The sequence below is a fragment of the Polaromonas sp. YR568 genome (assembly GCF_943369415.1).
GTDB lineage: Bacteria > Pseudomonadota > Gammaproteobacteria > Burkholderiales > Burkholderiaceae_C > Polaromonas.
Map to the genome: position 1 here is coordinate 8,757 of NZ_CALRNF020000040.1, position 24,392 is coordinate 33,148.

The 24,392-nt window shown below is 68.0% G+C and carries 13 protein-coding genes; 4 read left to right on the forward strand and 9 right to left on the reverse strand.

Annotation, left to right across the window (positions count from 1 at the left end; genetic code table 11):
• Nucleotides 1–33 precede the first annotated feature (33 nt).
• The 4 genes from ACLV74_RS21380 to ACLV74_RS21395 all read right to left on the reverse strand — a co-directional run bounded on the left by ACLV74_RS21380 (nt 34) and on the right by ACLV74_RS21395 (nt 15,819).
• Nucleotides 34–13,233 carry a filamentous haemagglutinin family protein gene (locus ACLV74_RS21380; protein WP_411881430.1) on the reverse strand — a complete coding sequence of 4,400 codons (13,200 nt, stop codon included), beginning with the start codon at nt 13,231–13,233 and terminating at the stop codon, nt 34–36.
• A gap of 299 nt (nt 13,234–13,532) precedes the next feature.
• Nucleotides 13,533–14,516: a FecR family protein gene (locus tag ACLV74_RS21385; protein ID WP_411881431.1), complete on the reverse strand. Its 984-nt coding sequence runs from the start codon at nt 14,514–14,516 to the stop codon at nt 13,533–13,535.
• Between the two features lie 143 nt (nt 14,517–14,659).
• On the reverse strand, nt 14,660–15,172 hold the full coding sequence (locus tag ACLV74_RS21390; RefSeq protein WP_411881432.1) for an RNA polymerase sigma factor: 513 nt from the start codon (nt 15,170–15,172) through the stop codon (nt 14,660–14,662).
• Nucleotides 15,169–15,819, reverse strand: a complete 651-nt coding sequence (locus tag ACLV74_RS21395) for a secretin and TonB N-terminal domain-containing protein (RefSeq protein WP_411881433.1) — start codon at nt 15,817–15,819, stop codon at nt 15,169–15,171. The genes ACLV74_RS21390 and ACLV74_RS21395 overlap by 4 nt, the downstream gene beginning before the upstream one ends.
• A 482-nt stretch (nt 15,820–16,301) precedes the next feature.
• Here ACLV74_RS21395 and ACLV74_RS21400 point away from each other — a divergent pair, with 482 nt between their 5' ends.
• A complete protein-coding gene (locus ACLV74_RS21400; RefSeq protein ID WP_411881434.1) occupies nt 16,302–16,751 on the forward strand; it encodes a hypothetical protein in 450 nt (149 codons plus the stop codon).
• A gap of 20 nt (nt 16,752–16,771) precedes the next feature.
• Here ACLV74_RS21400 and ACLV74_RS21405 read toward each other — a convergent pair whose 3' ends face one another.
• Together ACLV74_RS21405 and ACLV74_RS21410 are read right to left on the reverse strand one after the other, a co-directional pair.
• A complete protein-coding gene (locus ACLV74_RS21405) occupies nt 16,772–17,458 on the reverse strand; it encodes a hypothetical protein (protein ID WP_411881435.1) in 687 nt (228 codons plus the stop codon).
• 236 nt (nt 17,459–17,694) lie between these two features.
• Complete coding sequence (locus ACLV74_RS21410) at nt 17,695–18,141, reverse strand: type II secretion system protein N (protein WP_411881436.1); 447 nt, start codon at nt 18,139–18,141, stop codon at nt 17,695–17,697.
• Nucleotides 18,142–18,313: 172 nt separating this feature from the next.
• Here ACLV74_RS21410 and ACLV74_RS21415 point away from each other — a divergent pair, with 172 nt between their 5' ends.
• Genes ACLV74_RS21415 through ACLV74_RS21425 form a run of 3 tightly spaced genes read left to right on the forward strand, consistent with a single transcriptional unit; the run spans nt 18,314 to nt 19,896 of the window.
• Nucleotides 18,314–18,799, forward strand: a complete 486-nt coding sequence (locus tag ACLV74_RS21415; RefSeq protein WP_411881437.1) for a prepilin-type N-terminal cleavage/methylation domain-containing protein — start codon at nt 18,314–18,316, stop codon at nt 18,797–18,799.
• A 33-nt stretch (nt 18,800–18,832) separates the two neighbouring features.
• Complete coding sequence (gspI, locus tag ACLV74_RS21420) at nt 18,833–19,204, forward strand: type II secretion system minor pseudopilin GspI (RefSeq protein WP_411881438.1); 372 nt, start codon at nt 18,833–18,835, stop codon at nt 19,202–19,204.
• Nucleotides 19,201–19,896: a prepilin-type N-terminal cleavage/methylation domain-containing protein gene (locus tag ACLV74_RS21425; protein ID WP_411881439.1), complete on the forward strand. Its 696-nt coding sequence runs from the start codon at nt 19,201–19,203 to the stop codon at nt 19,894–19,896. Before gspI ends, ACLV74_RS21425 begins: the two co-directional genes overlap by 4 nt.
• A gap of 15 nt (nt 19,897–19,911) precedes the next feature.
• On the opposite strand, the gene ACLV74_RS21430 is transcribed toward ACLV74_RS21425, so the two are convergent.
• The 3 genes from ACLV74_RS21430 to gspF form a co-directional block, all read right to left on the reverse strand.
• On the reverse strand, nt 19,912–21,138 hold the full coding sequence (locus ACLV74_RS21430; RefSeq protein ID WP_411881440.1) for a substrate-binding domain-containing protein: 1,227 nt from the start codon (nt 21,136–21,138) through the stop codon (nt 19,912–19,914).
• A gap of 217 nt (nt 21,139–21,355) precedes the next feature.
• Nucleotides 21,356–22,630 carry a substrate-binding domain-containing protein gene (locus ACLV74_RS21435; protein WP_411881441.1) on the reverse strand — a complete coding sequence of 425 codons (1,275 nt, stop codon included), beginning with the start codon at nt 22,628–22,630 and terminating at the stop codon, nt 21,356–21,358.
• Nucleotides 22,631–23,186: 556 nt separating this feature from the next.
• Nucleotides 23,187–24,389, reverse strand: a complete 1,203-nt coding sequence (gspF, locus tag ACLV74_RS21440; protein ID WP_411881442.1) for a type II secretion system inner membrane protein GspF — start codon at nt 24,387–24,389, stop codon at nt 23,187–23,189.
• Nucleotides 24,390–24,392: the final 3 nt, after the last annotated feature.

Below are 24,392 nucleotides of genomic sequence, written 5' to 3' on the forward strand. Positions count from 1 at the left end.
TGCAGGGGAACCGCGTGGAACGGGGACGGGGGACTACTTCGCTTGCCGCAGCTCGCGCCGCTCGGCTTCGGACAGTTTGGCCATCACGGCGGGGTCGAACGCATCACCGTGGGCCGCTATCTGGACGAAGCTCTGTGCGTCGTAGGGGAAGCGCGTGCCGCTTTGCAGGCCGCCCCGGGGCGGCTGCGTGGGCGCCTGCTCACCGGCCTCCAGAGGCTCGTTGCCGAAACCAATCACCCGCACCGTGAAGATGGACGGCAGGCTGCTGCGGGCGGCAACGCGTTCACGCTGCACCACGTCCTGCGCCGCCACCGTTGCCTGCGAAGCCGCCGCGCTCGCGTTGGTCAAGGCACCCACGTTGACCGCCGCGATGGCGGGAATGCCCACCGAGTCGCCCTTGACCGCGATGTTGGCCGCGTTGACCACCTGCAAGGCGGCCAGGTTCACATTGCCCGACACCCGTATGCCGGCCTCGCCCGCGTCAATGGTGCCCAGGGGCGCGATCAGGTCCACGTCGCCCGGTGCGATTTCGGGGATGGGGTTGAGCGTGGCGATGCCGGCGCCTGTGCTGGGGACGTCGGGCGAGACCGCCACATTGCCCCACTGGTCGTAGACCCGGCGCGGCGGGGTGTAGACCACCGTCGTCTTGGAGCCCCGGCCCGCGTTGATGTCGCCCTGGGCCGACCAGGCCAGGATGTCGCCGCCGAAGGTGGTCATGATGCGGCTCTGGCCCAGCAGGATGCTGTCCAGCGAATACAGCTGGATATTGCCCTTGCCGCGGGTGATGAGGCCGGCCGTGGCAGGCGGGGCCGCCCCTTCCACGCCGTAAGTCTGCGCGCCGCCCGGAGTCAGCACCTGGATGTCGCCGCCGAGGTTGGTGCGTATGCCCGAGCCGCCGTACATCAGCAGGTTGCCCTGGTAGGTCATCGCGTTGCCCGCGGCATCCTGGCCCGGGAACAGCGCCGCGATGGCGTTGCGCCCGCGCAGGTAGCTGCCGCTGCGCGGGCTGTCCGCGTCGTTGTATTCGCGCCCGCCCTCGCGCAGCTCGGCGAAGTAGACCTGGCGCGCGAAGACGCGTTGCTGCTCGGGCGCGAGCGCGTTGAAGTAGGCCAGCGCCTGCTCCACAGTGCCCTTGAAGCCGTAGCGTTCGGACAACCAGGCGGCCAGCTCGTTCTCGTAGGTTTTGGCGACCTTGCCCTGCTGGCCGGCCAGCGGCGCACCGGCTTGCGCCAAGTTGGCGGGGTTGAGGTACTGGTTCAGAAGGCCGGTGTAGTTGGCGCCGTGGGCGCCCAGGCCGGCCTGCACCACGATGCCGGCGCCGGGGCGGCTGTCGCCGGGCGCGACCGGGCCTATGCTGATGATGCTGGCCTTGTCATTCTGGACCAGGTTGCGCCCGGCGGAGATTTCCAGGGTGCCGGGGCCGGCCATGTTGAAGTTCGCATAAAGAATGTCGCGGCCCGCCTGGACGACGGAGACGTCGTTCCTGTTCGTGTGGACGACCAGGTTGCCGGACGGCGTTGCACGCGAACCATCACCGGTGAGTCCAATAACATCAGTCAAGGTCTCGTCCGCGCGGTTACCCGTATAGACGATGTCCCGCCCCGCCTTCACGGCGACCGGCCCCGCAGCGACGTAGTCAAGCTGGTTGGCACGCACGCCGTTGGTCGGGAACTTCACCACCGTGCCTGTCCGCAAGCCGATGATGTCGCCGTTGACGGCGTAGAAGCGCGAGGGATTGGAGGCTGTATCGGATACGCCGATCTGGCCACCGACGCTGTTGAGGCCGAAGGCCAGCAAGGGGAAGCGGTCCAAGGCGACGCTCGCGCCTGTGGCGCTGGCATTGCTTGCAAGCCGGGTGCCCGATGCGTTGTACCCGGCGAAAGCCGGCCGGAAAACCGTCGCCATGGCCGACGCATCCGCGCCGGAAGCGCTGATCGCGTAGCCGCCGCCATAGAGCGAATCGCCGGCCAGCATGTCGATGCGGCGCTCGCCCAGCGGCGCCAGCAGCAGGCCGCCGGTATCCCACTGGGTCGCATTGCCCGAACTGTTGAGATAGGCCGCCGACTTGCCGTAATAGATGCTGCCCATGCCCGCCACGGCGCTGACTTGGCCCGGCAACAGGAACCAGCCGCCGTTGCTGGTGTAGTCCCAGTTGGCCACCGACGGGTTGGCGATGGTTTCGCCGGCGCGGGTGTCAAAAGCCAGGTTGCCGCCCGCCGCCAGCAGCTGGAGCGCCGTCCTGTCCGTCCACAGGCTGAACCAGCTCTGCCCCCGCTGGCCGTTGCCGGCGGTGGAGGTGAAGGCCGTGGCATTGGGCGTGCCCACGAGGCCGGCATTGCCGGTGCCTCCCAGCACCAGGTCGCCCCGGCTGCTGATGGAAACAGCGGCATCGCCCGCCATCACCATGAGGCCGCCCGTGGCGCGGGACAGGCTTGAGGCGTAGGGATTCGAGGCCCGGACTTCCCTGTCGTCCTGCACCGCGCCGTAGAACAGTTCCACCGTGCCGACCTGGCCCGTTGACACGTCGATCGCGCCGCGCAGGTTGACCAGCCCGCCATACAACTCATGTGTCTGGGCGGTGACCGCGAAGTTGTTCGCCAGGCGCCCGGCAATGCTGCTGTTCCAGCCGCCACCGACACGCAGGTCCAGGTCCCCGCCGCCGGTCAACACCAGGCGGTTATCCGCCAGGACCCGCCCGGTGCTGCCGATCGCCAGCACCAGGCCTTCGCTGCGCGCTGTTTTGCTGGTCGCGGAATTGATGGTCACCCCGTCCGTGGAGCGCGTGTGGATGACACCCGCATCTCCCCCGACGCGAATCGTGGCGTCACCGCCGCCCAGGGTGCCCACACCGGTAAAACCGGTCAACGCGGGCCAGAATGCACCGGAAGCGGCATAGGTGCCGAAGTTGATCCACCACGCCGTCGGCACATTGTTCACGCCCGCCGTGTTGCCGGTGCCTTGCCGCCACAGCCAGTTGCCCACGCTGGAACTGGCCCCGGCCAGTTCACCGCTGGCACTCCAGGAGTCGCCAGTGAGATCGCCCCCGACGTTCAGCCACAGGTTGCCGCCGCCGTCCGGGTACCAGGCTTTGTACAAGCTGTTAGTTCCCTTGACCAGGTTCTCATAGTCAACCGCCAGGTCGCCCGCGCTGGTTCCCAGCACCGTCGTGCCGTTCACCAGCCCGCGGGCCTGGTTGTAGCCCGCATCGAGCGCGGCATTGCCCAGGCGGGTCTGTGTCCCGGCGGTGTACACGCCATAGGGCGACTGCATGGAGAAGTTGCGGCCCGCCGCCAGGTCCAGGTCACCCGTGCCGGTGCGCAGCACGCTGAAGACCGGCGCCTTGGCCTTGACAGACACCAGCACCGTGCCGCCGGGAGCGCCTATGGCCGCGCATTCGCCCGGCTCGGCCTCGCAGAGGTTGTAGCTCGGGTCCAGGGCCCAGTCATCCACCGGCGCCCCCGGCGTGCCGCCGTAGGTATTGCCCGCCGTCCACAGCCAGGAGACCAGCACGCATTCGCCGGGCTCAGCCGCGCACAGGTTGTAGCTCGGGTCCGTCGCCCAGTCATCCGCGGGCGTTCCGGGCGCGCCGCCATAGGTATTGCCGCCGCCCCAGTACCAGATGCCGCCGGGCTCGGTCCGGCTTTCCCGGAAGACGCTGTAGTGGGAATCGGCCAGCACGATGCTGCCGGCATTGAGCCGCGTGAGCCGGTTGTCGGCCGCCTGCGTATCGGCGCCCGCCACCAGCCGCATGCTCCACGACTGCGAGCCTTCCGGCAGCATCTGCGCCACCGCCCAGTTGCGTGCCTGCCGGCCCGTCGAATCCGCGGGCCGCAAGTCCACCGACAAGGCGCCGGCCGGCAGCACCACGTTCGTGCCGGACGCGATCAGCGCGCCGACCGGCAAAAGCTTCGCGCCCGCCTGCACCATCGCCACCGGCAGCGCCGCGCCCTTGGGCCAGGCCAGGCTTGCCAGCGTCACCGCCACGGGCAGGCGCGCGCCGGCCAGCAGCTGCGCCCCCGCCGGCAATGCCAGGCCGCCGGCACCCACCACCGTGCCCGCCGCCAGCAACACGCTGCCGTTGGCCGCGCGCACGTCCGCCGCCAGCACCGTGCCGGCCGGTAAGGACAGCGCGCTGCTCAGCGTGATCGTGCCGGGCAGCACGGTGCCCGCGGGCAGCGTGACGTCTCTCGCCGTGATGGCGTAGTTCAGCGTCTTGCCGGCCGGATAGGTGGTGCCGTCGGCCAGGGTGACGCCGGCCACCGGCACCACGAGGTCACCGCCGAAGGCCTGCACGCCCGCCGTCAGGATCCAGCCGCTGTCGTCGGGCGTCGCGGGCGGCGGCGCGAAGCCGTCGTTGATGCTACCGTAAATCGACAGGTCGCCTCCGGCACGCAGCGTCAGCATGCCCACCTCGCCCGAGCCGTAGGCGGCTGTCCTGGGCGTGTTCGGGTTGAGGCTGGCGTAGCGGTAGCCCGATAGGTCCAGGTCGCCTTGCACGACCAGGTCGCCGTCAGGTGTCGCGCTGGCAATTTCCATCGCGGGGCGCAGGTGGAAAGCGTCGCGGTACCTGGCGTTGTTCAGGCCGGCCAGCTTGCTGCCCAGCAGGTTGCCGTTGGCCAGCGCCGCGTTGATGAACGTCACGGCCTGGTTGTGTTTGGCTCCCAGGTAGGCCTGGTCGACGACCTGGTAGGGGCGGCCGCTGGCAGCCGGGTCACTGCCGTAGGGCGCGTCCTTGTACACCTGCTTGCCGTAGACGGCAATCGACCGGGCACCCAGGATGTCCAGGTTGCCGCGCGCGTCGATGGCGATGTCGCCGTAGGTGGCCGAGTTGGCATCGCCGGCGCCGCCGTTGCTGCCGATGCGCGCCGCGTACAGGTCCAGCGTGCCGCGGTTCTTGCCGTCGCCGCCGGCCGAGCCGGTGCCGTGGCGCAGGTCGATGCGCGCGCCGCCGGCCAGTGTCAGGGTGCCAGTGCCGGCATCGAGCTCCACCATGGCCCGGTTCGGGCTGTCGATGATCTTGCCGTAGCTGTCCACGCGCAGCACCGTGCCGTGGGCATCGAGCACGGCGGTGTTCGCGAGCGTCAGGCCGTTCGCGGCGGCCAGGCGTATGCTGCCGACCTGCTCGCCGCTGGCGTCCACGGTGCCGGCCACGGTCAGGCGGCCGTTGTCCAGCGAGACATTGATCTCGCCGGCTCTGAGCTCATCGCCTATGGTGAGGTCGCCCTGCTTCAACTGGAAGCTGCGCTCACCCAGGAAGGCGCCGCCGTTGAGCCGTGTGTTGAAGGCCGCGAACTCATCGCTCAGCGTGCCGCCGCTGCCCAGGTGCTGGGCGCGGATGTTCACGCCGCCCGCGCGGTAGGGCACCAGCGTGCCGCCGGCATCGCGGTGACCGCTGGCGCTGCCCAGCAGCGTGCCTTGCAGGTTCACGCGCCCGGCACCGCCGGCCAGCGCGATGGCGCTCAGCAGGCCCGCGTTGTTGTTCCTGGCGGAGAGGTCGATGATGGAGCCCGCCGCCTGGGTGATGTTGCCCGCAGTGCTGCGCAACGTCACGTCACCGCCCCAGGAATAGCGCTTGACGTCGTGCATCATGAGCTCGCGCCCCGCCAGGTCCAGCCAGGCCGAACCGCCCAGGGTGATGTCGCCATCGGCGGTGATGTCGAGCTTGCCGCTGGGCAGCGCCACGGTGGTGTCGACCCGCACTGTATTGCCGGTCAGGTTCAATTCGGCGCCGGTCTGCACGCCGGCCGCCAGGCTGGCGGCGGCGGCATTGGCCGCGCCGCCGGCCGGGGCCAGCAACTGCAGCGCGCCGCCCGCGGTGATGCTGTTGACCGAGCCGCCCGCGCCGGTGACCAGCGGGGCCGTCAGCGTCAGGCTGCCGCCCTGGTAACGCGGCCCGTCGATGCCGGCAATCTGCGACTGGTAGACCGAGAGCGAACCCTTGTGGTTGGCGGTGATGCGCTCATTGGCCGTCAACCGCGCATCGGCAAAGCCCAGGATGGTGCGGCTGAAGTTGTCGACGCCGTTGGGCTGGGCGCTGCTGTCGTAGCCGAACTCGATCACACCGGCATTGACCGCCAGCGTGCCGGAGCCCGTGCCGCGGCCGCCGGCAATCGGCGCCGGGGCGGCATTGCCCAGCCCCGCCCAGGTGAGTTTGCCGGTGGTGATGCTGGCGACGTCGCCCGCGCCGCCGTAACCGTAGATGGCCGGGGTGGACAGCACCAGGTTGTCCAGCGACGATCTTCCGGTGGCGGCATTGGTGGTGTCCAGGCTGACGCTGCCGAAGAAGTTGACCGATTCGGCAGCCGTCAGCACCAGGCGCTCCAGCGCGGGCGCGCCGTAGGCGGTGTCGCCGCGCAACAGCCGGTTGAGCACCGTCTGGTTCAAGGTCAGGCCGCTGGTGAGCGCGCCGCGCGCCGCCGCGGCGGCCAGGTCTTCGTTGCTGCCGGCGTTGACGGCGCCAACCGCCAACACCAGGTTGCGGGTGCCGTAGCGCACGCTGTCGCTCAACTCGAAATCGCGCCGAGTCGCGGCCAGCAGCGTGCCTTCCGAATACAGCTGGGCGGTGCCCGTGCAGGTGAGGCCGCAGGCACCGATGGCGATGGATCCCGCCCCCTGGGTGCTGGCGGGGTCCGGAGCCGCTTCCGGCGCCAGCAGGTTCAGCCAGCCGTTGGAGGCGGCCACCACGGCAACCGCACCCGGCCGGTAGATGTAGCCGTTCGTGGAGTCGTAGGCCACCTTGCCCATGCCGATGGTGTTGATGCCGGCGCCGGTTTCGACCGTGATGCCGCCCTCGGTGTTGGCGGCCACCAGGAAGACCTCGGGTGCTTTCAGGATGGCGCCTTGGCGCAGCACGATGCTGCCGGTCTGCCCCGCCACGTCGATGTAGTTGCTGGAATTCGTACCGTTGGACTGCACGCCGTGGACCGAAGACAGGTTTCCGCCGACGACAAGGCGGGTCGCGCCTATGGCATTGAGGTCCCCGGCATGCAGCGACAAGCCGTTGAAGGCCGCGGTCCGCGCCGCGCCCTCGCCCAGTATCTCGATGGCCCCGTCTCCCAGGTTGCCGTCGCTGGTCGCGATGCTGGCCGTGCCGCCGTAGCCATTCTTGCCTGGGGCGAAGTTCGCCCGGCCTTCAAAACTGAGCGAACTGCCGGCGGACGACGGCAGCCGCAAGGCCAGCGCCTTGGCATCGGCCGGCAGCATGGCGCGCACGGTGCCGGCCAGCGCCGCCTGCTGCAGCACGAAGTCCGCATAACTGGTTTCGTTGTACTGGGAGTAGCTGCGCAGCACGTCCGCCGGCGTGAGGGTGAGCTGGCTGGACAGGCTGTTGGCCAGGCCGGTGTTGGCGATGCCCAGCGTGCCGGCCACGTTGTAGGAACCGTTGCGCATGGCGACGGCGGGGCCGGATGACTTGCCCGTCGGCGCACCGTTGACCTCGACCCGGAAGGCGCCCGGCAGCAAGGCATAGTGGGACGGCAGCAGGACGTAGGTGCCGGCGGCCAGGCCGGGAATGTCGTTGGCGCCTATCGTGACCTGCTGGCCTATCCGCGGATCGACCGCGCCGCCGCCGCCGGCGGGGGCATAGGCCGAGGCATAGCCCGGCACGATGGCGTAGACCGGGTTGCTGGCCAGGCCCGGCAGCGTGAAGCCCTTGCTACCGACCCGCATCAAGGGGTACATGCGCGCATCGGTGGAGCCGCCGCGGCCGGAAACAAAGCCGGCGCCGAGCAGGTCGCCGCCCCCCGACAGGTCAAGCAGCGCGCCTTGTTCCACCGTGATGCCCTGGGCGGACACCTCGATGGATCCCGCGCTCCCCACGCCGCGCAGGGCAACGGGTGTTCCGAGGTAGCTGTAGTTCACGCCGTCGGCGGTGCCGCCGTAGGGCATCACCAGGCCCGCGGCGCTGACCGAGGTCAGGCTGCCCGCAGCCAGCGTCGCCGACGTGGTGTTGCCCATCACGGGTGAATTCGTGCCCAGCTGGAGGCTTCCCAGCGGGGCGCGCAGCACGCCGTTTTGCTCAATGTGGGCCGCGCCGAGAATCAGGCTGCCAAAGACCGAGTACGGCAGCGCGGGCGCGGCGGCCTGCGCGTCATGGCGTTCGATGAGCAGGCGGCCGGCGGGCTTGTAAGCGCTGGTGCTCGCCCGGCCCGCGAGTATGCGCGCCGAGACGCCCGTCGCCGGGTACACCTGCGCCGCGCGCAGCAAAATATCGCCGGTGGTGTTCAGTTCGGCATCGTAAATAGCGCCGTTCAGCATAGGCGCACCTTTCACGAAACGAAGGTCGCCCTCGCTGTCCAGGTTCAACTGCCCAAAGCCGGCCCGCTCGACCAGGGATGCCCCCACGGTGTCGTTCAGGCCCAGTGTGACGACGCCCTTGATGTCGATGAGCTTGCCGTGAACGTCCAGCACCGCGCTGGAGCTCAGCGTGTTCACGCCGCCCTGGTAGGACGGACGCACATAAGGGTCGCTGGAAGACCCGTTGTCGGTGATGCCGGCCAGCAAAATATAGGGAGCGGACAGCGAAACCTTGATGGCGGAAGCCGCGCCCGGCAGGGCGGCCAGCGCGCCTGAATAAATGCGCAGCTCTTTGCCCATCGACAGGTCCACGTCGCCGCCGAAACTCACCGCGCCGTTGCTGTACAGGGCCAATGAAGAGAAGCCGCCGTTTCGCACCTGGTCCACGCCCAGCGTTGCCCGGCCGTATTGGAGGCCCGCCGCATCGGAGGCCCCCGACGCGCGCCGCTGGACCAGGGTCAGGTCGCGCAAGGCCATGACCGCGTTCTCCACGGTGGCCAACGCGTAATTGGGTGCCTCCAGCGCCACCACCAGGCTGCCGCCCGAGGCGCCCGCACCACCCGCAAAGGCACGCAGGGCGCCGTCCAGGTAGAGACCGCTGGCCGAGGCAATCTGGATGCTGCCGCCATCGCTGGTGATGGTCCTTGTGCCGGCACCGTTGAGGTTCAACTGCGCCTGGCCGCCGGACACATCCACCACGGCGCCCTCACGGATCACCACAAAGGCATCCGAGGCTATCGCGCGGCTGCCGGATTCCTGCAGCGTGCCGCCCAGGGTGATGCTGCCGCCTTCGGTCAACACGCCGTAAGGCCGGCCCAGTGTGTCGTAGGCAATGTGCGAGGCCGCCGAAGCGTCGAGCACGGCATGCCGGCCCAACACAATGGCGCGCGTGTTGGCCGAACCGTCGGCGGCCCCGCCACCGTCCTCCAGTGCCTTGCCCGCGGAAGCCGACTGGGGCCCCAGAACGCTGATGCGCCCACCCTGCGCCTGCAACAAGCCATCGACGGTCAGGCTGCCGCGGCTGGACAGGGCGAGGGACTGGCCGGGATCGACCCGCACGGCCGCGCCTTCACCCACATACAGGTTGCCGCCATCCCCCACGCCGGTCAGCTCGTTCGCCATGCCCCCGGCCAGCGACAGGCCGGCGCCGCGGCGCTGGGCCACGGTGCGGGCCGCCGGATTGTCCTGGTACAGCTCCGGCAGCCAGGGCTGCAACAGGCCCTTCATGTCGCCGCCCGCCGGCAGCGCGGCCACGTCGCCCCTGAGCACCGGCATCAGCACCTCCAGCGTCAGGCCGTCCGGCACGGCCAGGCCGTTGCGGGCGCGTACGGTGTATTGGGAAAAACCTGTCCTGAACAACTCAGTCGACAGGACTGTGGCCTCTTTCACCGGCACGGCATCGGTGAAAACCGAGCCGGCCTTGAGCACGGTCCCGCGCTTGATCAGCGCGTCAAAAGGCAGGATGGTTCCGGCCTTCGCGGTCTTCCCATACTCCATCACCGGAATACCGCCCGGAAACACGTTCGCCGGAACCACATAGTCCACGGGGAAATTCACGTCGTAGAGCAGTCTGTTCACGATCTTCGCGCCGGCCGGCAGGGTGTACACCCGCCCATTGGCCAATGCTTCACTCATCACCTTCAGGACCACGACAGTGGTTTGCCCCGGCAAGGTGTAATTGACGTCGTAGTTGTTGCTGCCGCTGCTGGGAACGGGCCTGGCGTAGGGCAGCGTCCAGGCCGCCGCCAATACGATGTTGGTGAAATTTGGCGGCGATCCGACGGCCTCGCCCGGGGCCGCGCGCGAGACCCGGTAGGAATAGTCGATCGGAAGGGATTTGCCCGCCGCGATGTTGACGTCCCTGTCCAGCACCAGGTCGACCTGCACCGATTCGCCCGCGCCCAGCACGCCGGGGGTTTTCAGCAACTGGCCGCCGATGGAAATCGCGCTGGCCGATTCGATGTCCAAAGTGCCGCCGCCTTTCACGCCGTGGCCGCGGATACGGCCGTCCAGCGACAGCAGCGCCGCGGCATTGCCCGCCCCGGTGCTGGCCAGGCCCGAGCCCAGTTGCACGGAACCGCCGCTGCCGCCCGTGATGCTGCCACCGGCCTTGACCACCGCGCCCGAGGACACATCGACCAGCGACCCGGCCGCCAGCGTCAAGCCCTCGGTCGATCGGATGCTGACGGTGCCGCCATTGATGTAGGCCATGGCGCCCGGGTCCGCGCCCGCGGCGCGCAGGTCGGGCAGCAGGCCGGTGGCGTCGAGCGTGACGCCTTCGCGCAGCCATACACCGCCGTCAACGCCCGCGGGAATGGCAATGCCGATGTCCGATGCCGGCAAACCTGTGGCGCCGACCTGCTTGAGCACATTGCCCAGCCGGATGGCGCCGCCGTGCGCCGTGAGGCCGGCGGCCACGTCCACGGCCGGGGCATACAGCACGATCTCGCCGCCCGGCGCGACCTGCAGCTCGCTGTTGACCGCGATCTTGCCTTTGGCCGCGATCCTGATGGCGCCCAGCCCGAAACCGTTGAGCTGCGCCGTGTCCAGCACCAGCTTGCCCTGCCGGTCCGCCGGCAGGACGGTGGCCAGGTCCAGGCCCGCCGCGATGCGCGCCTGCGTGTCCTTCAGTTCGGCCTGGTTCATGACGGCGCCCAGGCTGTAGCTCAACACGCCGCTGCTCTTGTCGTACATCGGCAGGTACTGCCCGATGATGAGCTGGGCCCTGCGCGCCGCCGCGTTGTGCGACTGGTCGTAGCCGTCCAGCGCCGCTTGCGGCGCCTGCGTCTGGCGCGCGCCCTGGAAGGCTTCGCTGGTGATGTCGCCTTCAAGCACCGCGCCGTTCGTGGCGATCACCAGCTTGCCCGCGTCGCGCCCCGCCGTGTAGCCGCTTTCCAGCCGTCTCTGCGGGCCGATCAAGGGGTTGTAGAAATATTCCGTGGCGTTCTTGCCCCAGCGCAGGTGCTCGTCCTCGAAGCCCCTGTACACCCCGGTGTAGAGCTGGTCGCCCGGCGCTTTGGAGAGTTCGTACAGGCGCCCGTCGGCGCCCTTGAGCCAGCTCAGGTTGATGTAGCCGCTCTGCACGTTGAGGGTGCCGCCCGAGAGGTTGATGTTCGAACCCGCCTGCGTGACGACGTCGTTGCCGCCGAAGCTGACGGTGCCGCCTTGCGCCATCCACTCGCTCGCCGTATGGCCCTGCGTCCCCAGGTAGCCGCCGACCTCGAGCAGGCCGCCGGCGGTGTACCAGCGGTCGCTCTCGTAGCCGTTGGTGCCCTTGGGCACGAACACCAGCGTGCGCCGGTCTATCCACAGGTCGTTGCTGTTGAGGCTTTTGTTGTCCCGGTTGCCGGGCGCGTCGCGCTGCTCGTTGCCCTGCACGTTGATCTTGACGTTGTTGGACTCCATGGCCAGGTTCACGCCGATGGCGCCCGAAACGTCGAGCCGGGCGCGCTCCCGCACCAGGCTGCGCTGCGCGGCGCTGACCACGATCTGGCCGCCGGTGGCCAGGGTCAGGGAGTCGCCCTGGAAGTCCACCGTGCCGCCGCTGGTGATCTCGATGCGCGACTGGTCGCGGCGGTCGGTGACGGAAACGATGTTGTTCGTGCCGGGCACGGCCGGGCCGATCAGGGCGTCGCGCTGGCCGTCCAGGGCGGTGGACCTGCCGTCGTCTTCGATCACCACGGCGGTGGTGGCGCCCTGGCCCAGGACAATTTTTCCGCCTGTGCCGGCGGCGTTGAGGTGCACCGTGCCGCGGGTGTTGACCGTGCTGGTGGCCAGCGCCACACCGCCCTGTTGCACGTCGCGCCCCGCCATGGTCACGTCGCCTTCGCGGGCGACGATCAGTCCGCTGTTGCTGACCTTGCCGGCCAGGCTGTTGGTGATGAACTGCGGCGTGACCTCGTTGCCGCGGGTGGTCGAGCCGGGATTCCCGTCGGTGCCGTTGCCCTTCCTGATGAGGAAATTGTCGCCGGCCGCAAGCGCCGCCTGGCCCCTGGGCGTGCTGATCTCGCCGGCGTTGTTCACTTCCTGGCCCAGCAGCAGCACGTAGCCGCCGCCTTCGGTGGACGTCCTGGGCGCCAGGGTGGCGATGCGGGCGCCCGCCTGGACTTCGACTTTGCCCTGGGCATTGGTGAACGCGGCTGTGTTGCCGGCGCTGTAGATGCCGTTGGTGTTGAACTGCGCATCGGTGATCCTGGCGGCGGCCGCCACGAGGTTGCCGGTGTTGACCTGGCTGCTTCCGCTGAAGATGACGCCGTTGCGGTTCACGACCATCACCGTGCCCTCGCCCTTGACCTGGCCCTGGATCTGGCTGGGGCGGGCATTCGGATCGTTGACGCGGTTGAGCACCGCCCAGCTCGCGTCCTGCCTGAAGTCGACCGTGGTGTTGCGGCCGACGTTAAAGGTCTCCCAGTTCAGGATGGCCTTGTCCGCCGTCTGCTGGATCACCACGTTGCTGCGGCCGTCGGCCTGCGATTGCACAGGCGCATTGGCGTTGGCCCAGCCCGCGGTCAGGGAGTTGGTGTCGACCTTCAGGCCGCCTTCGGCAAGGCCGTCGGGGACGGACGCGCCATTGGCCGCAGCCAGCCGGGCCGCCGCCTGGGCGGCCTGCTGGGCCGCGATGCCGCGGGCCGCCAGGTTGAGGTTGTCGATGGAGCGCTGCAGTTGGGCATTGGCCTTTTGCTGCTGGGCCGCGGGGCTGGCAAGCAGCGAGGCCGGCGTGCCGTTGGGCAGCAGGCCGGTCTGGACGGCCGTATTCTGCGCCGCACCCTTGGCCGCAAACCAGGCGCCGCCGAAGGCCTGCTGTGCATGGATGTCCACCATCACGCCGCTGGCGGCCAGCACCACGGCGATGGCGCGCGCGATCGGCGCCATGCGGAACAGCTGGCTCTCATTGGCCGCTATGAATTGATCCCTGCCGCCGCGTGCGCGTGTGCTCATGTGAATTCCCGCCGTGTAGATGTCGAAGTCAAGCCGGCCACACGCGGGCTTGCGTGCGCACCTGGTCCAGAAGGTCGCGGCATCCATGGGCGTTTTGCGCACACGGTCCGCGACGGGTTTTTTCTAGACGAGTGCCAATCGCTTAATCCGCAGGAAAAAAAGCGCGATTTTTTTCGGCCCTGGCGAACAGCGTATTCCCGGGAAGGCCCGCACCGAAATGGGCACGGCACACCCCGGAAATGCGTGGGGGTTTGTCATGGCGCCGTCACATTTCAACCGGGCGTTCGCGCCGGAAAAAATCAGCTCAGGACCAGCACGCCCGCGGGAAATGAACGCGCACCCAGATCGAAGCTGTACTGGATCTGCAGCAAGGCGGTTTCGATCTCGGCGATCTTGATGCGCGCGGTGACGGTCTTGGGGCGCAACGCGTTGCCCAGCAACACCACGCGCCCCGGGCGGTAGCGGTTGATCTCTTCCAGCACGGCGGGCAGCGGCGTCTGCTTGAACACCAGCTCGCCATGGCGCCAGGGCGACAGGGTGTCCGCTTCAACGGAAGCGATCTCGCTGATGGCCCGGCCGTCGTACACGGCCAGTTGCCGCGCCTGCAGCAGGCGCCGGCCCGCCGGGTGCTCGATGCCGACCTTGCCGTGCAGGCAGGTGACGCAGGTGCGGCCCTCGAGGTACCTGACTTCGAAGCCCGCCGCTTCGGCGACGACTTGCCCCAGGCCCGCCACCACACGGAAGGGCCCCGCGTTGCCGCGCACTTCCAGCGCCGCTTCGCCTTCGAGCAATTCCACGCCAGCCATGCGGCCCTGGTCGCTGACCCGGCGCAGGCTGGTGCGGGTGTTCATCGCCACGCTCACGCGGCCGTCCAGCGTGAGCTCGCGTTGCTCGCCCACGGCGGTGCGGTAGTCAGCGCCCCACTGCCCGGCGTCGGGCCACAGGCCCAGCGGCGAATAGGCGGCGACACCCGCAGCCGCGGCCCCGCCTATCGCCGCGCCCAGGAAGGCGCGCCTGCCGACGCGCGGCTGGTGCAGGGTCTTGCGGTGGTAGCGCGCGGCCTGCGCATTGGTGTCCAGCACGCTGCCGCTGGCCGACGCCAGCAACTGCCACTGGCGGCTCGCTTCCTGGAAGGCCGCCAGGTGGGTGGGGTCCGCATCGCGCCAGCGCTTGAAGGCCTGCGCTTCCCACGCGCTGGCGTGGCCCGAGGTGAGCTTGCGCACCCAGGCCTGCGCATCCTTGGACACGTCCGGCAGTTCATTGCGATCGCGGGATATTGTCATTGCTTTACTCTTGGCCGGCCATGCGCGGCCATGCGCGGCCGTGCGCGGGGCCGTGCGTTTTCCAGGGCCGGCCCCGCACCCACTAGACGATTGCCAAACCGCAAACCCGCTGAAAAATCCTGCACGTCCGTCATGGAATCCCGTTACGGCCACGCCAGGCGGGCGGCGCAGTATTCCTGGGCGGCCTTGAGTTCGCTTTCCACGGTGCGCAGCGATATGCCCAGCCGCCTGGCGACTTCGCGCTGCGGCCAATTCTCCCACCGCACGAGAATCAGGATCTCGCGGCGGCGCGCCGGCATCTCGTTGACCACGGCCTTCAGGGCTTCCAGCTCGGAGCGCATCTCGGCGACCTGGGCCGGGCCGGGCGCCGGGTCCGGGATGGCGCTCATCAACTCCTGCACGTCCTCGGCCGACAGCATGCGGCTCTGGCTGCGCCGCACGTCGATGGCGAGGTTGACGCCCATGCGGACCAGGTAGGCCTGCGGGTTGACGACCGGGCCAGCGATGTGCGCGTCCCGCTGCAGGCGCAACCAGGTCTCGTGCAGGGCGTCGCCCGCCAGCTCGGCGCTGCCCAGCTGGATGGAAAGGCTGCGCTTGATCTGCTCATAGCGCTGGACCAATACGCTGCGCAGCATGGGCAGGACGTTTTCCGTCACGATGCGGCTCCCGTGCGGCACGCCTGCCCGGCAATCCTGCCGCGCGGCAGGATGACCAGCACCAGCGGCTGCCGCAGGCCGGCCGGCGGCGAGTGGTCCATCTGCAGGCGGTCCAGCGCGGCGAGCACGGCCTGGTCGCGCCCGGCGTCGCCGGTCGAGCCGATCAGGGCAGGCGCCGCCAGACGGCCGCCGGGGTCGACAGTCAGGCGCAGCGATGCGCGGTAGTTGCCGGGCGCCGTGCGGCGATCGGCGCACAGCGCTTCCCAGACACGCATCTGGACCAGGCCGTCGTAGCTGCGTTCCAGGCCGGGGCCATCCGCCTGCGCCGCCGCGGCGGCCGATGCCTGTTTGAGCACAAAACTGTTCTGCAGCCTGCCGCCCGGGTTCTCCGCCGCGAGGCCGGTGCCCGCCAGCAGCGCCGCCAGCGCCGCCTCGGGGGCATGGCGGCCTTTGACCGGGGACGACATGCGGCCCGCCACCAGGGCATCGCTGAACAGGACGCTGCGGTCCGTGATGACGGCGTAGCGTTCCAGCGCCGAGCTCAAAGGCTGCGCCGGAAGGTCGAAGTCGAATGAATCGCCATGGGCCGAAGCAGCCGCGGCAGCCGGATCATCGGCGGTCAATGCCGGAACGGATTCCGCGGCCATCCACAGTACGCAGGCGCAAACCGCCGCGCGGCTTACGTCGCGCGCGACGGCACGGACCACTGCCCACCCCCACACAATGCCTTGCCGGAAACGCCCCGCGCCCCGCCGTCAAAGCGACGGCCAGGGGGCAAGGGGTTGGAGGATCGCGTCAGCACGGCACAGGCACCCTGTTAAAAATGGGGATTGTCCGCACAGCAAGTGACATATCCATGACAGCAACCGGCGGCGCGGTCCGCTGTGCCCTGCATATCCTTGACCCTTTTGCCGTAAACCTGCGGGAATGCGTGTCCTCACTCGTCTGGAAGAACAGCCCGATGAAGGTGAAGGCTGCGGCAAACGAACCACAGCCTCCTCCCAGAAAGTACCCGATGTCAAGAATGGCTTTTCGCCAGTGGCTTTCCCTGCGGGCCGGCACTGACGGGCACACGGCTCACAACGCACCCAGCACGCTCCACTGGCGCGCGCCTTGGCGAACATGCCAGGTGGCTTCCTGGACTCTGGCGACGGTGACGGCGCCGACCTTCTGGCTGACCGGCCTGCTGCTGGCGATCAATTCCCGCAGCGACCACCCCGCGTTCTGGGCATCCCTGATGGGCATCGTCGCCTTCGTCAATGCAGCGACCATCATGCGTATCAACCAGCGCCAGCACCGGCGCGAATATGCCTGCCGTGAAACGCTGGCGCGCCACTACCTCGGCATGAGCCGGCGCATGGGCGCGGCCTTGTTCCTGGCCTGCGGCTGGGCCAGCGGATTTTTGCCGGACCTTACCCTGCCCGCCGCGCAGAGCCATGCCTCGCTGGCGGCCGTGTCGGCCGCGCTGATGTGGAACGTGCTGCTCGCCTGGCTGTTCAGCCTGGGCTCTTTTGCCCATGCGGGTATCGTGCACGCCCGCATCGGCTTTGCGTACCAGCCCCGCCTGCCGCGGGCCTGATTGATCAATCTCCCAGGGCCTTACTTGTTCAGGGCCTGCCCATCCCGTTCGTGGTGGGCGGGAGCGGCGGGGCGGCGCGCCGGCGGATTCAGCCTCTCGAAGTGATGGGCCCGCAAGGTGTGCAGCAGGCCGTAGTTGATGCAGAACTCGTCGGTGTCCGCGCTCAGGAAGGCGTCGTTGGTCAGGCAGCGGGACACGATGTCGATCACGCGGGGATGGGCGCTGACCATCTTGATGTCCTGGATGAAGGCCTGCGGTTCCGGCAGCGGCTCGGAGCGCATCAGGTAACCCACGAACCAGCGCCACAGCATGTTGTAGCCGAGGCCCTCGCGCACGCGCTTGGGGTCCGCCAACGAATAGACGATCTGCAGCAGCCAGGAACGCGTGACCACCCTGGCATCGACACCGCTCGCGCACTGCGCGGTGAGTTCGTTCATGACGTGGCCCTCATAAGCCAGTGTGCTGTCGATGGCCTCGCGCAAGGCCACCAGGGCGTGGTCCTCGGGGGCAAAGGACTTCAGGCAATCGGCTTCGACCCACAAGGGGTGCGACACGATCCACACCCACGGCACGCCATACCTGTCCACCAGCACAGGCCTGGTCCGGGCGGCCTCCACATGCCTGGACAGCTCCTTGTCCAGCGTCTGCATCGATACGCTTCCGCCCGGGCTGGCGGAGAGATTCGGTCCGGCTTTCTTTTTCAGCATTCAAGCTCCCTGAATACGCCCCTCGCGCGTGGACATTCCACATGCGCCGAAAAGCGTTTTCCAACCATGATCCGCGACTGCTTTTTTCTAGACGAGTTCCGATCGGTGAATCCGCAGGAAACGGTACTAATACCCTTCGCGCGGGACAAGCGGCGTCCGCCCGTCCATGTGTCCCACATACGACAAAAGAGCTACGAGGCGCGCTTCAACGCAATGGCTCAAGCGCGTCGCGGAAATCAAGGCACTCGCACAATCCCGGACGAGCCGTAGTCCCTGCGCAACGGTGCCGCGATGCGTATCGACGTGCCGGCGCGCTCCAGCGTCACGCCATCCGGCGCTATGGACTTGAGCGTGACGTCGCGCATCAGGGTCTCGCCGGCCATGAAGGGCCTGGGCGGCGCGCCATTGACCTTCAGCACCGCCACCGCGCGATCGTGCCGGCGTATGAGGCCGACCACCGCGACGTTGAGGCGAACCTGCCCCGGGGCCAGCCAGCTTGCCACCGCCCTGGCTGCGGGGTCTTGCGGGACCACCGGCGCAGCCCGCACCTGCGGCGGGGCCGGTGTGGGCTGGCGCAGCGTGTAGCCCCAGAAGCACGCGGCGGCAACCACCGCGACCAGTCCCAGCACATGCGCCATGCGCGCCGGCGATAGCGAAGACGGCCATTTCCATGTTCGTGTCATGACGCAACTCCTTGAATGTTTTCATGCCGCGAACGCAAGGTATTGCGCGCGCGGAGGGACACAGTATTAGCAGATGCATATTGGCGATTCATGTCAACGCCACATTTCGCGCCTATTATTTTCATGACGCGTCGCGCACGCTGCGCAGGCACGGAATACCGGTCTCTTTCGCATGAATACTTTCTGCCGCCATCGTGGTTTCTCGCTGATCGAGATGATGATCGTGCTGGTCATCATCGGAATCGCGACGGCCGCCATTTCAGTGAGCGTCGCGCCCGACCCGGCCGCGCCGCTGCGGCTGGACGCGCGCGAACTCGCGCAGCGCCTCACGGCCGCGCAACACGAGGTGCGCATTGACGGCCGCGTCATCGCTTGGGAGCCGCGCGGCGACGGCTACCAGTTTGTGCGGGGCACCTGGGCCGCGGCGCCCGGCAGCGTGGTTCCGGTGGTGTCCACCGCGGGTGAGCTCGACCACTTCTACCAGGACGATGCCCTGCGCCCCCGCCAATGGCGCGCCGCCGCGGTGGAGGTCACGCCGCCGGCGCCGCTGCTGCTGGCGTCCGAATGGATAGGCGCACCGCTGCGCCTGCAACTGCGCAGCGGGCCCCATACCGTGATGGTCGTGCGCAATGCCACCGGCGGCTTCCAGGTGCAGTGAGCGATGCGCGCGCAGCCGTCTCCACACCGGCCCTTGAAGGCGCAGCGCCGCGCGGGTTTCACGCTCATCGAGGTGCTGGTGGCGCTGGCGATCATCAGCGTCGCGCTGGCGGCGTTTGTGCGGCTGACCAGCCAGACCGCCGCCAACCTGGGCCTGCTGGAGCAGCGCTCGCTGGCCATGCTTTCGGCGGAGAACAGCCTGGCCGAACTGCAGATCAGTGCGCTACCGGCTGCGGGAGTCCGCCAGGTCGAGTGCCCGCAGGCCGACCAGGCGTTTATCTGCAGGGTACAGATAGGCCCGTTGGATCAAGGCCTGCGGCCGGTCGCCGTCGAGGTCTACCTCGGACGCGACAGCAGCCAGAGCCTGGCCGGCCTGCAGACACGATTGCCGGAGCGTCGGCGATGAAACCGCTGCGCCCGCAACGGCCGCGTGGCTTCGCGGGCTTCACCCTGATCGAGGTCATGATCGCCATCGTGATCATGGCGGTGCTCAGCCTCATCGCCTGGCGCGGCCTGGACAGCATGGGCCGCGCGAACACGCAGCTCCAGTTGCGCACCGAAGAAACCGCGCGCCTCATGCGCGCGCTGCAGCAGATCGAGCGCGACCTGGCCTGGCGCACCACCACCGAACTTCCCTCCGCGGCGATCGATGCGATCCCCGACGGCCAGGAGCCGGCCGCTGCCGAAACCCGGCGCGGCCCCCGCGCGGCCGCGCCGGTGTTCCTCTTGCCGGCCGGCATGGAAGTGCGCCGGCTCACCGAAACGCCCTTCCTGGTCGAGGTGGTGCGCGCCGCGCCGGCCGCGCCAGGGCGCTGGCAACGCGTGCAATGGTGGCTCCAGTCCGGAACGCTTTACCGCGCGGCCGGCCCGGCCGCGGACGCCTATCCCCTCCCCGCGCCACAGGCCGCCGACCGTGTCGCGGTTCTCGAGGGCATCGCTTCATTTGAAGTACGCGCATGGGAGCCGGAGCAAGGCTGGCGCAGGCTCCCGGCAACAGGGCCGGCAAGCCATGCCGCGTCCGGGCTTGAGCTCGCGCTCGGCGTGCGCCGTAGCGCGGGCCCCGCGATGCAATACCGCCGGGTGCTGGCATTCGATTGAGGCATGAACCGGCGCCTAAGGCCGGCCGATGCCGTTGCAGACGGACGTGTTGCCGATCGCCAGGGCGCTGAATGGATCCAGGAAGGTGGCACCGATGGCCGCGTTCCATGGGGCAGGCATGTTGATGAACGGAGGGGGATAAGCAACACCGCCCAGCGCCGCCACGAACTGGCGGACGGCCACGCCGGCGCTGCCCGCGACCATGCCGCCGACATAACACTGGCCCAGCAGCAGATGGGTCGTGCCGTAGATGGGATACATGGTCGCGCTGTACGTATACGCCGGCACCCAGTTCAGCGGGTTGCTCCCGGCAATGCCCGTGGGCGGCGCCGGCATGGCCGCCTGTATGGATGCCGCATTCGGCAGGAAGCCGTCAATCCGCGCAACAAGGCCGCCCGCGCTGATGGTGTAGACGGAATCGGGAGTCAGGTAGCCGAGCCGGTGGTTGGTCGCGACGGCAGCCGTCATGCCCCCGCTTCCCGTGGCCGCAACCCACACATCAGGAATCCCGTCTCCGTTGGCGTCCTGGGCGGCGGTCAGGGCCGGCAGGGCGCTGGCAACGGCCGTGCGGAAATTGCTCGATACGGTAAACGACTTGCCGGCGGGCAGATAAAGTCCACAAGCGGCATTCAGGAAGCGGGACAGCGATTCGGTTGCACCATTGGTGTCGGTGCGATAGGCCACTTCGATGGCGCTCACGCTGCCCCCCGCGCCATCGTCTGCGGCGGTGGTGACCTGGTTCCAGGTTCTGGAGGACGGCTGGAATGAGAAGATGCGGCAGGCTTGCGCGGCGCTCAGGTTGAGGCTGGTGATGCCGGTCTCCTTGTACGGGAGCAGAACCGGTATGGCCGCCACCGGCACCTGAATCAGCGGCCCATAACCGGCGCCGTATGCGGCGTTGTAAGTGGCGATCTGGGCGGCCGACAACACAAGGTCGCTGGCGGCGAAGTGCACGGTTTGCGACGTGGGCCACACCGGGCGCCCCGCCGTGTTTTCATCACGCAACTCGCCGCCCACGACAGCTTGCGGATTGTTCTGCAGGAACGCCTCCCTGCCGGCGCTGCTGCCTGTCCCGGTGTAGCTCCATATGCCCGGCACACCGCCATTGGTGATGATGTAGCCGTAGAGCGCCGCCGCATAGGGGGTCCCTCCGCCGACCACGGTCTGGGCCGATGAGATGCAGGCCGCAGCCGCCAGGGCCGTTGCGGCCAATGTATGGAACACCTTGCGTTTCAAGTTCATGGTCTTCATTTCTCCTTTCAGAAGCCGAAAAAAAGAAAACGTCTACCTCCCTGCTTCCTTTTGCATCGAGTTGGCGCGGAAAAACCGCGACATGCCGACATGCCATTCGCAAACTGGAAAAGCCAGACAGGTGCATCGCACCTGTCTGGCATCCATCAAGACCCGTGGTCCTGCGCGGCACCGGTCCGCGCAACCCACGGGAACTCAATGCCGCACCTTACGGACGGCCGATGGCGTTGCAGGTGGAGGCGTCGCCGATCACCAGGGTGCTGCCGCTCACGGATGCATCCAGGAAGGTTTCCTTGATGGCCGTGTTCCATGCGGCGGGCAGCTTCACGAAATGGTTGGCGGTGATGAAGCTGTCATACGTGCCATCGTTGAAGTTGCTCAGGAAGTTCTTCACGGCAGCGCCTTCCGGGTTGGGGGAGGAAACGCCACCGGAGACGACGTCGGCATAGCACTGGCCGAGCAGCAGATTGGTGGTGCCGAGGATCGGGTAAGCGCCGGAAGGCAGCGAGTAGGCGGGAACCCACTTCAGCGGATCAGCCCGGTCGGCCACCACGGGTGGCGCGGGAAGTGCTGCCTGGATGGCGGCATCGTTGGGCTGGAAGCCGTCGATCCGGGCGACGACGCCGTTGTTGGTGCTCAGGAAGGAGAAGCTCGGGCTCAGGTAGCCCAGGCGATGGTTGACCGCGGCGGCGGCTTCCACGCCGGCGCTGCCGGTGGCGCCAACCCACACGTCCGGAAGGCCATCGGCATTCGCGTCCTGGGCGGGCGTCAGGGTCGGCAGCGCGCTGGCGACCATGGTCTTGAAGTCGTTCGAAACGGTGAACGACTTGCCGGCAGGCAGGAAGGATGGGCAGGCGGCGTTCAGGAAACGGGACAGCAGTTCGGTGGTGCCGCTGCCGCCGGTGCGGTACAGCACTTCGATGGCGCTGGTGCTGCCCACGGCGCCGTCGTCGGCGGCCGTCGTGACCTGGTTCCAGGTGCGTGAAGAAGGCTGGAAGGAGTAGATGCGGCAGATCTGCGCGGTGCTCAGGTTGAGCGTCGTGACGCCGGTTTCCGCGTAAGTCAGCAGGACCGGGGTGGCCACAGCCGGCACCTGGATCAGCGGGCCAAAGGAGGCGCCGAACGCGGTGTTGTAGTTGTTGAGTTCCGTCGACGACAGCGCGGAGTCGCTACCGGCGATATGCACGGGCTGCGACGTGGGCCATGCCGGCTTTGTCGGCAGGTTGTTCTCATCACGGAACGGCATGGCGGGGGTGGCCTGCGGGTTGTTGGTCAGGAATGCCAATTTGCCGGGACCGCTGCCGGTGCCGGTGTAGCTCCACGTTCCGACAATGGGACCGTTGCTGATGATGTTAGCGTACAGCGGCTGGGGCAGTGTTGCGCCACCGCTGACCACCGATTGCGCCGATGCGGCACCGGCCATCACCATCATGCCGACCGCGATTGCGGACAGCGCCTTGAGTTGAGAGTTAACGGATTTCATCGAATTGCTCCTTAAGCAAACTAAAAAAGTTGAAAGGTTGAGAATCGAAAACGAACTGACTCACTTGCGGGCGCCGCATACACGGTTGATGTACGAGGCCCCTGTCACCCTCTGGATCGACATTGCCGCCATTGCTTTGGCGACGTGTCCAGTTTGGAGAGCGAGGGTGACGCTGCGTTGAACAAGAACCCCCAACATCGCTGAAAATTCTCCCGAGCTTTCAACGTCTTGTTGCATGCGCGAGCGATGCATGAAACCGCTTTGAAACAGCGCGAGGGCGCGCTGCGAAGAGGGCTCAAGCCCTTGATTTGCCAATGCGATTTCGCATCGGCTGCTCCGGTTGGAAGCGCATCGCGCGGCGAGTTGGCGTCACGCAAGGGCAGGCCTTCAATGACTGTTCTCCCGAACATGCGCAAAACGCTCGGGAGGACCATTTGAAGATGACGCCTAAAGTACTCGTCGCGAATTTACCGTTCGTCGGCTCGCTTCGAAAAAAACGGAATGGCCGTCTTCACCGGCGGCCTGGTTGTGCATGGCGGCGCATGCCGCCCGCTCTTCACTTCACCATCTGGTTGATTTCCATGATGGGCAGCAGCACCGCGAGCACGATCAGCATGACCACGCCGCCCATGCCGAGGATCATCATGGGCTCCAGCAGCGCCGTGAGGCGCGCCGCGCGGCGCTCCAGGTCGCGCGAGAGATTGGCGGCGGCGCGGTCCAGCATGGGCGCGAGCGCGCCGGTCTTCTCGCCGCTGGCGACCAGGTGAATCAGGTTGGGCGGAAAGACCTTCTGCACACGCAACGCGGACGCAAGCGGCGCGCCTTCCCTGACACGCGCGCTGGTGTCGGCCGCGCAGGCCTTGAGGCGGTCGTTGCCCATGGTCTGGCGCGCCGCGTCGAGCGCGCGCAGCAAGGGAACACCGGCATCCATCAGGATGGAAAGCGTCGACGCGAAACGCGCGGTGTTGACGCCCAGCACGTACCTCCCCACCATGGGCACGCGCAGCAAGGCACTGTGCCATCGAAGCCGAAAGGCATCGTCGCGCAAGGACCAGCGCCACAGCGCAAACGCGCCCGCCAATGCGATCACGCTGAAGCCGCCCCATTCACGCACATAGCGGCTGGCGGCGATCATGACCTGCGTGATCATGGGCAGCTCCTGGCGCGCCTGCGAAAACGCGCTGACGACCTGCGGCACCACATAACCGAGCAGGAAAATCACGATGCATACCGAGACGAAGGCCACCACGCCCGGGTAGATGAAGGCCGTGAGCATCTTGCTGTTGAGGTTGTCGCGGTTCTCCAGGTAGTCGGCCAGGCGCTCCATCACGCGCGCCAGGTCGCCCGAGTCTTCGCCGGCGCTGACCAGCGCGCGGTAGATCAAGGGAAAGTCGCGAGGGCGTTCGCCCAATGCGTCCGCCAGGCGCATGCCGCCGCGCACATGGTTGCAGACGGCCGTGAGCGCCTCGGCGGTGACTTTGTGCTCGGCCTGTTCGATGGTGGCCACGAGGGCCGATTCGAGCGGCAGGCGCGCGCTCAGGAGGCTGGCCAGTTCGCGTGTTGCCCAGCACAAATCCGCGGCGCTGAGCCGGGGGCCCAGCCACGACGCGCCACCCGCGCCTGCCGCCTCATGCACGTCCAGCGCCGCCAGCCCGCGTTCGCGCAGCTGCAGCCGCGCGGCGCGCGATGATTCGGCGTCCAGGGTACCGGCCTGGATTTTCCCGTTCGCGTCGGCGGCTTCAAAATGAAAGCGTGACATCGC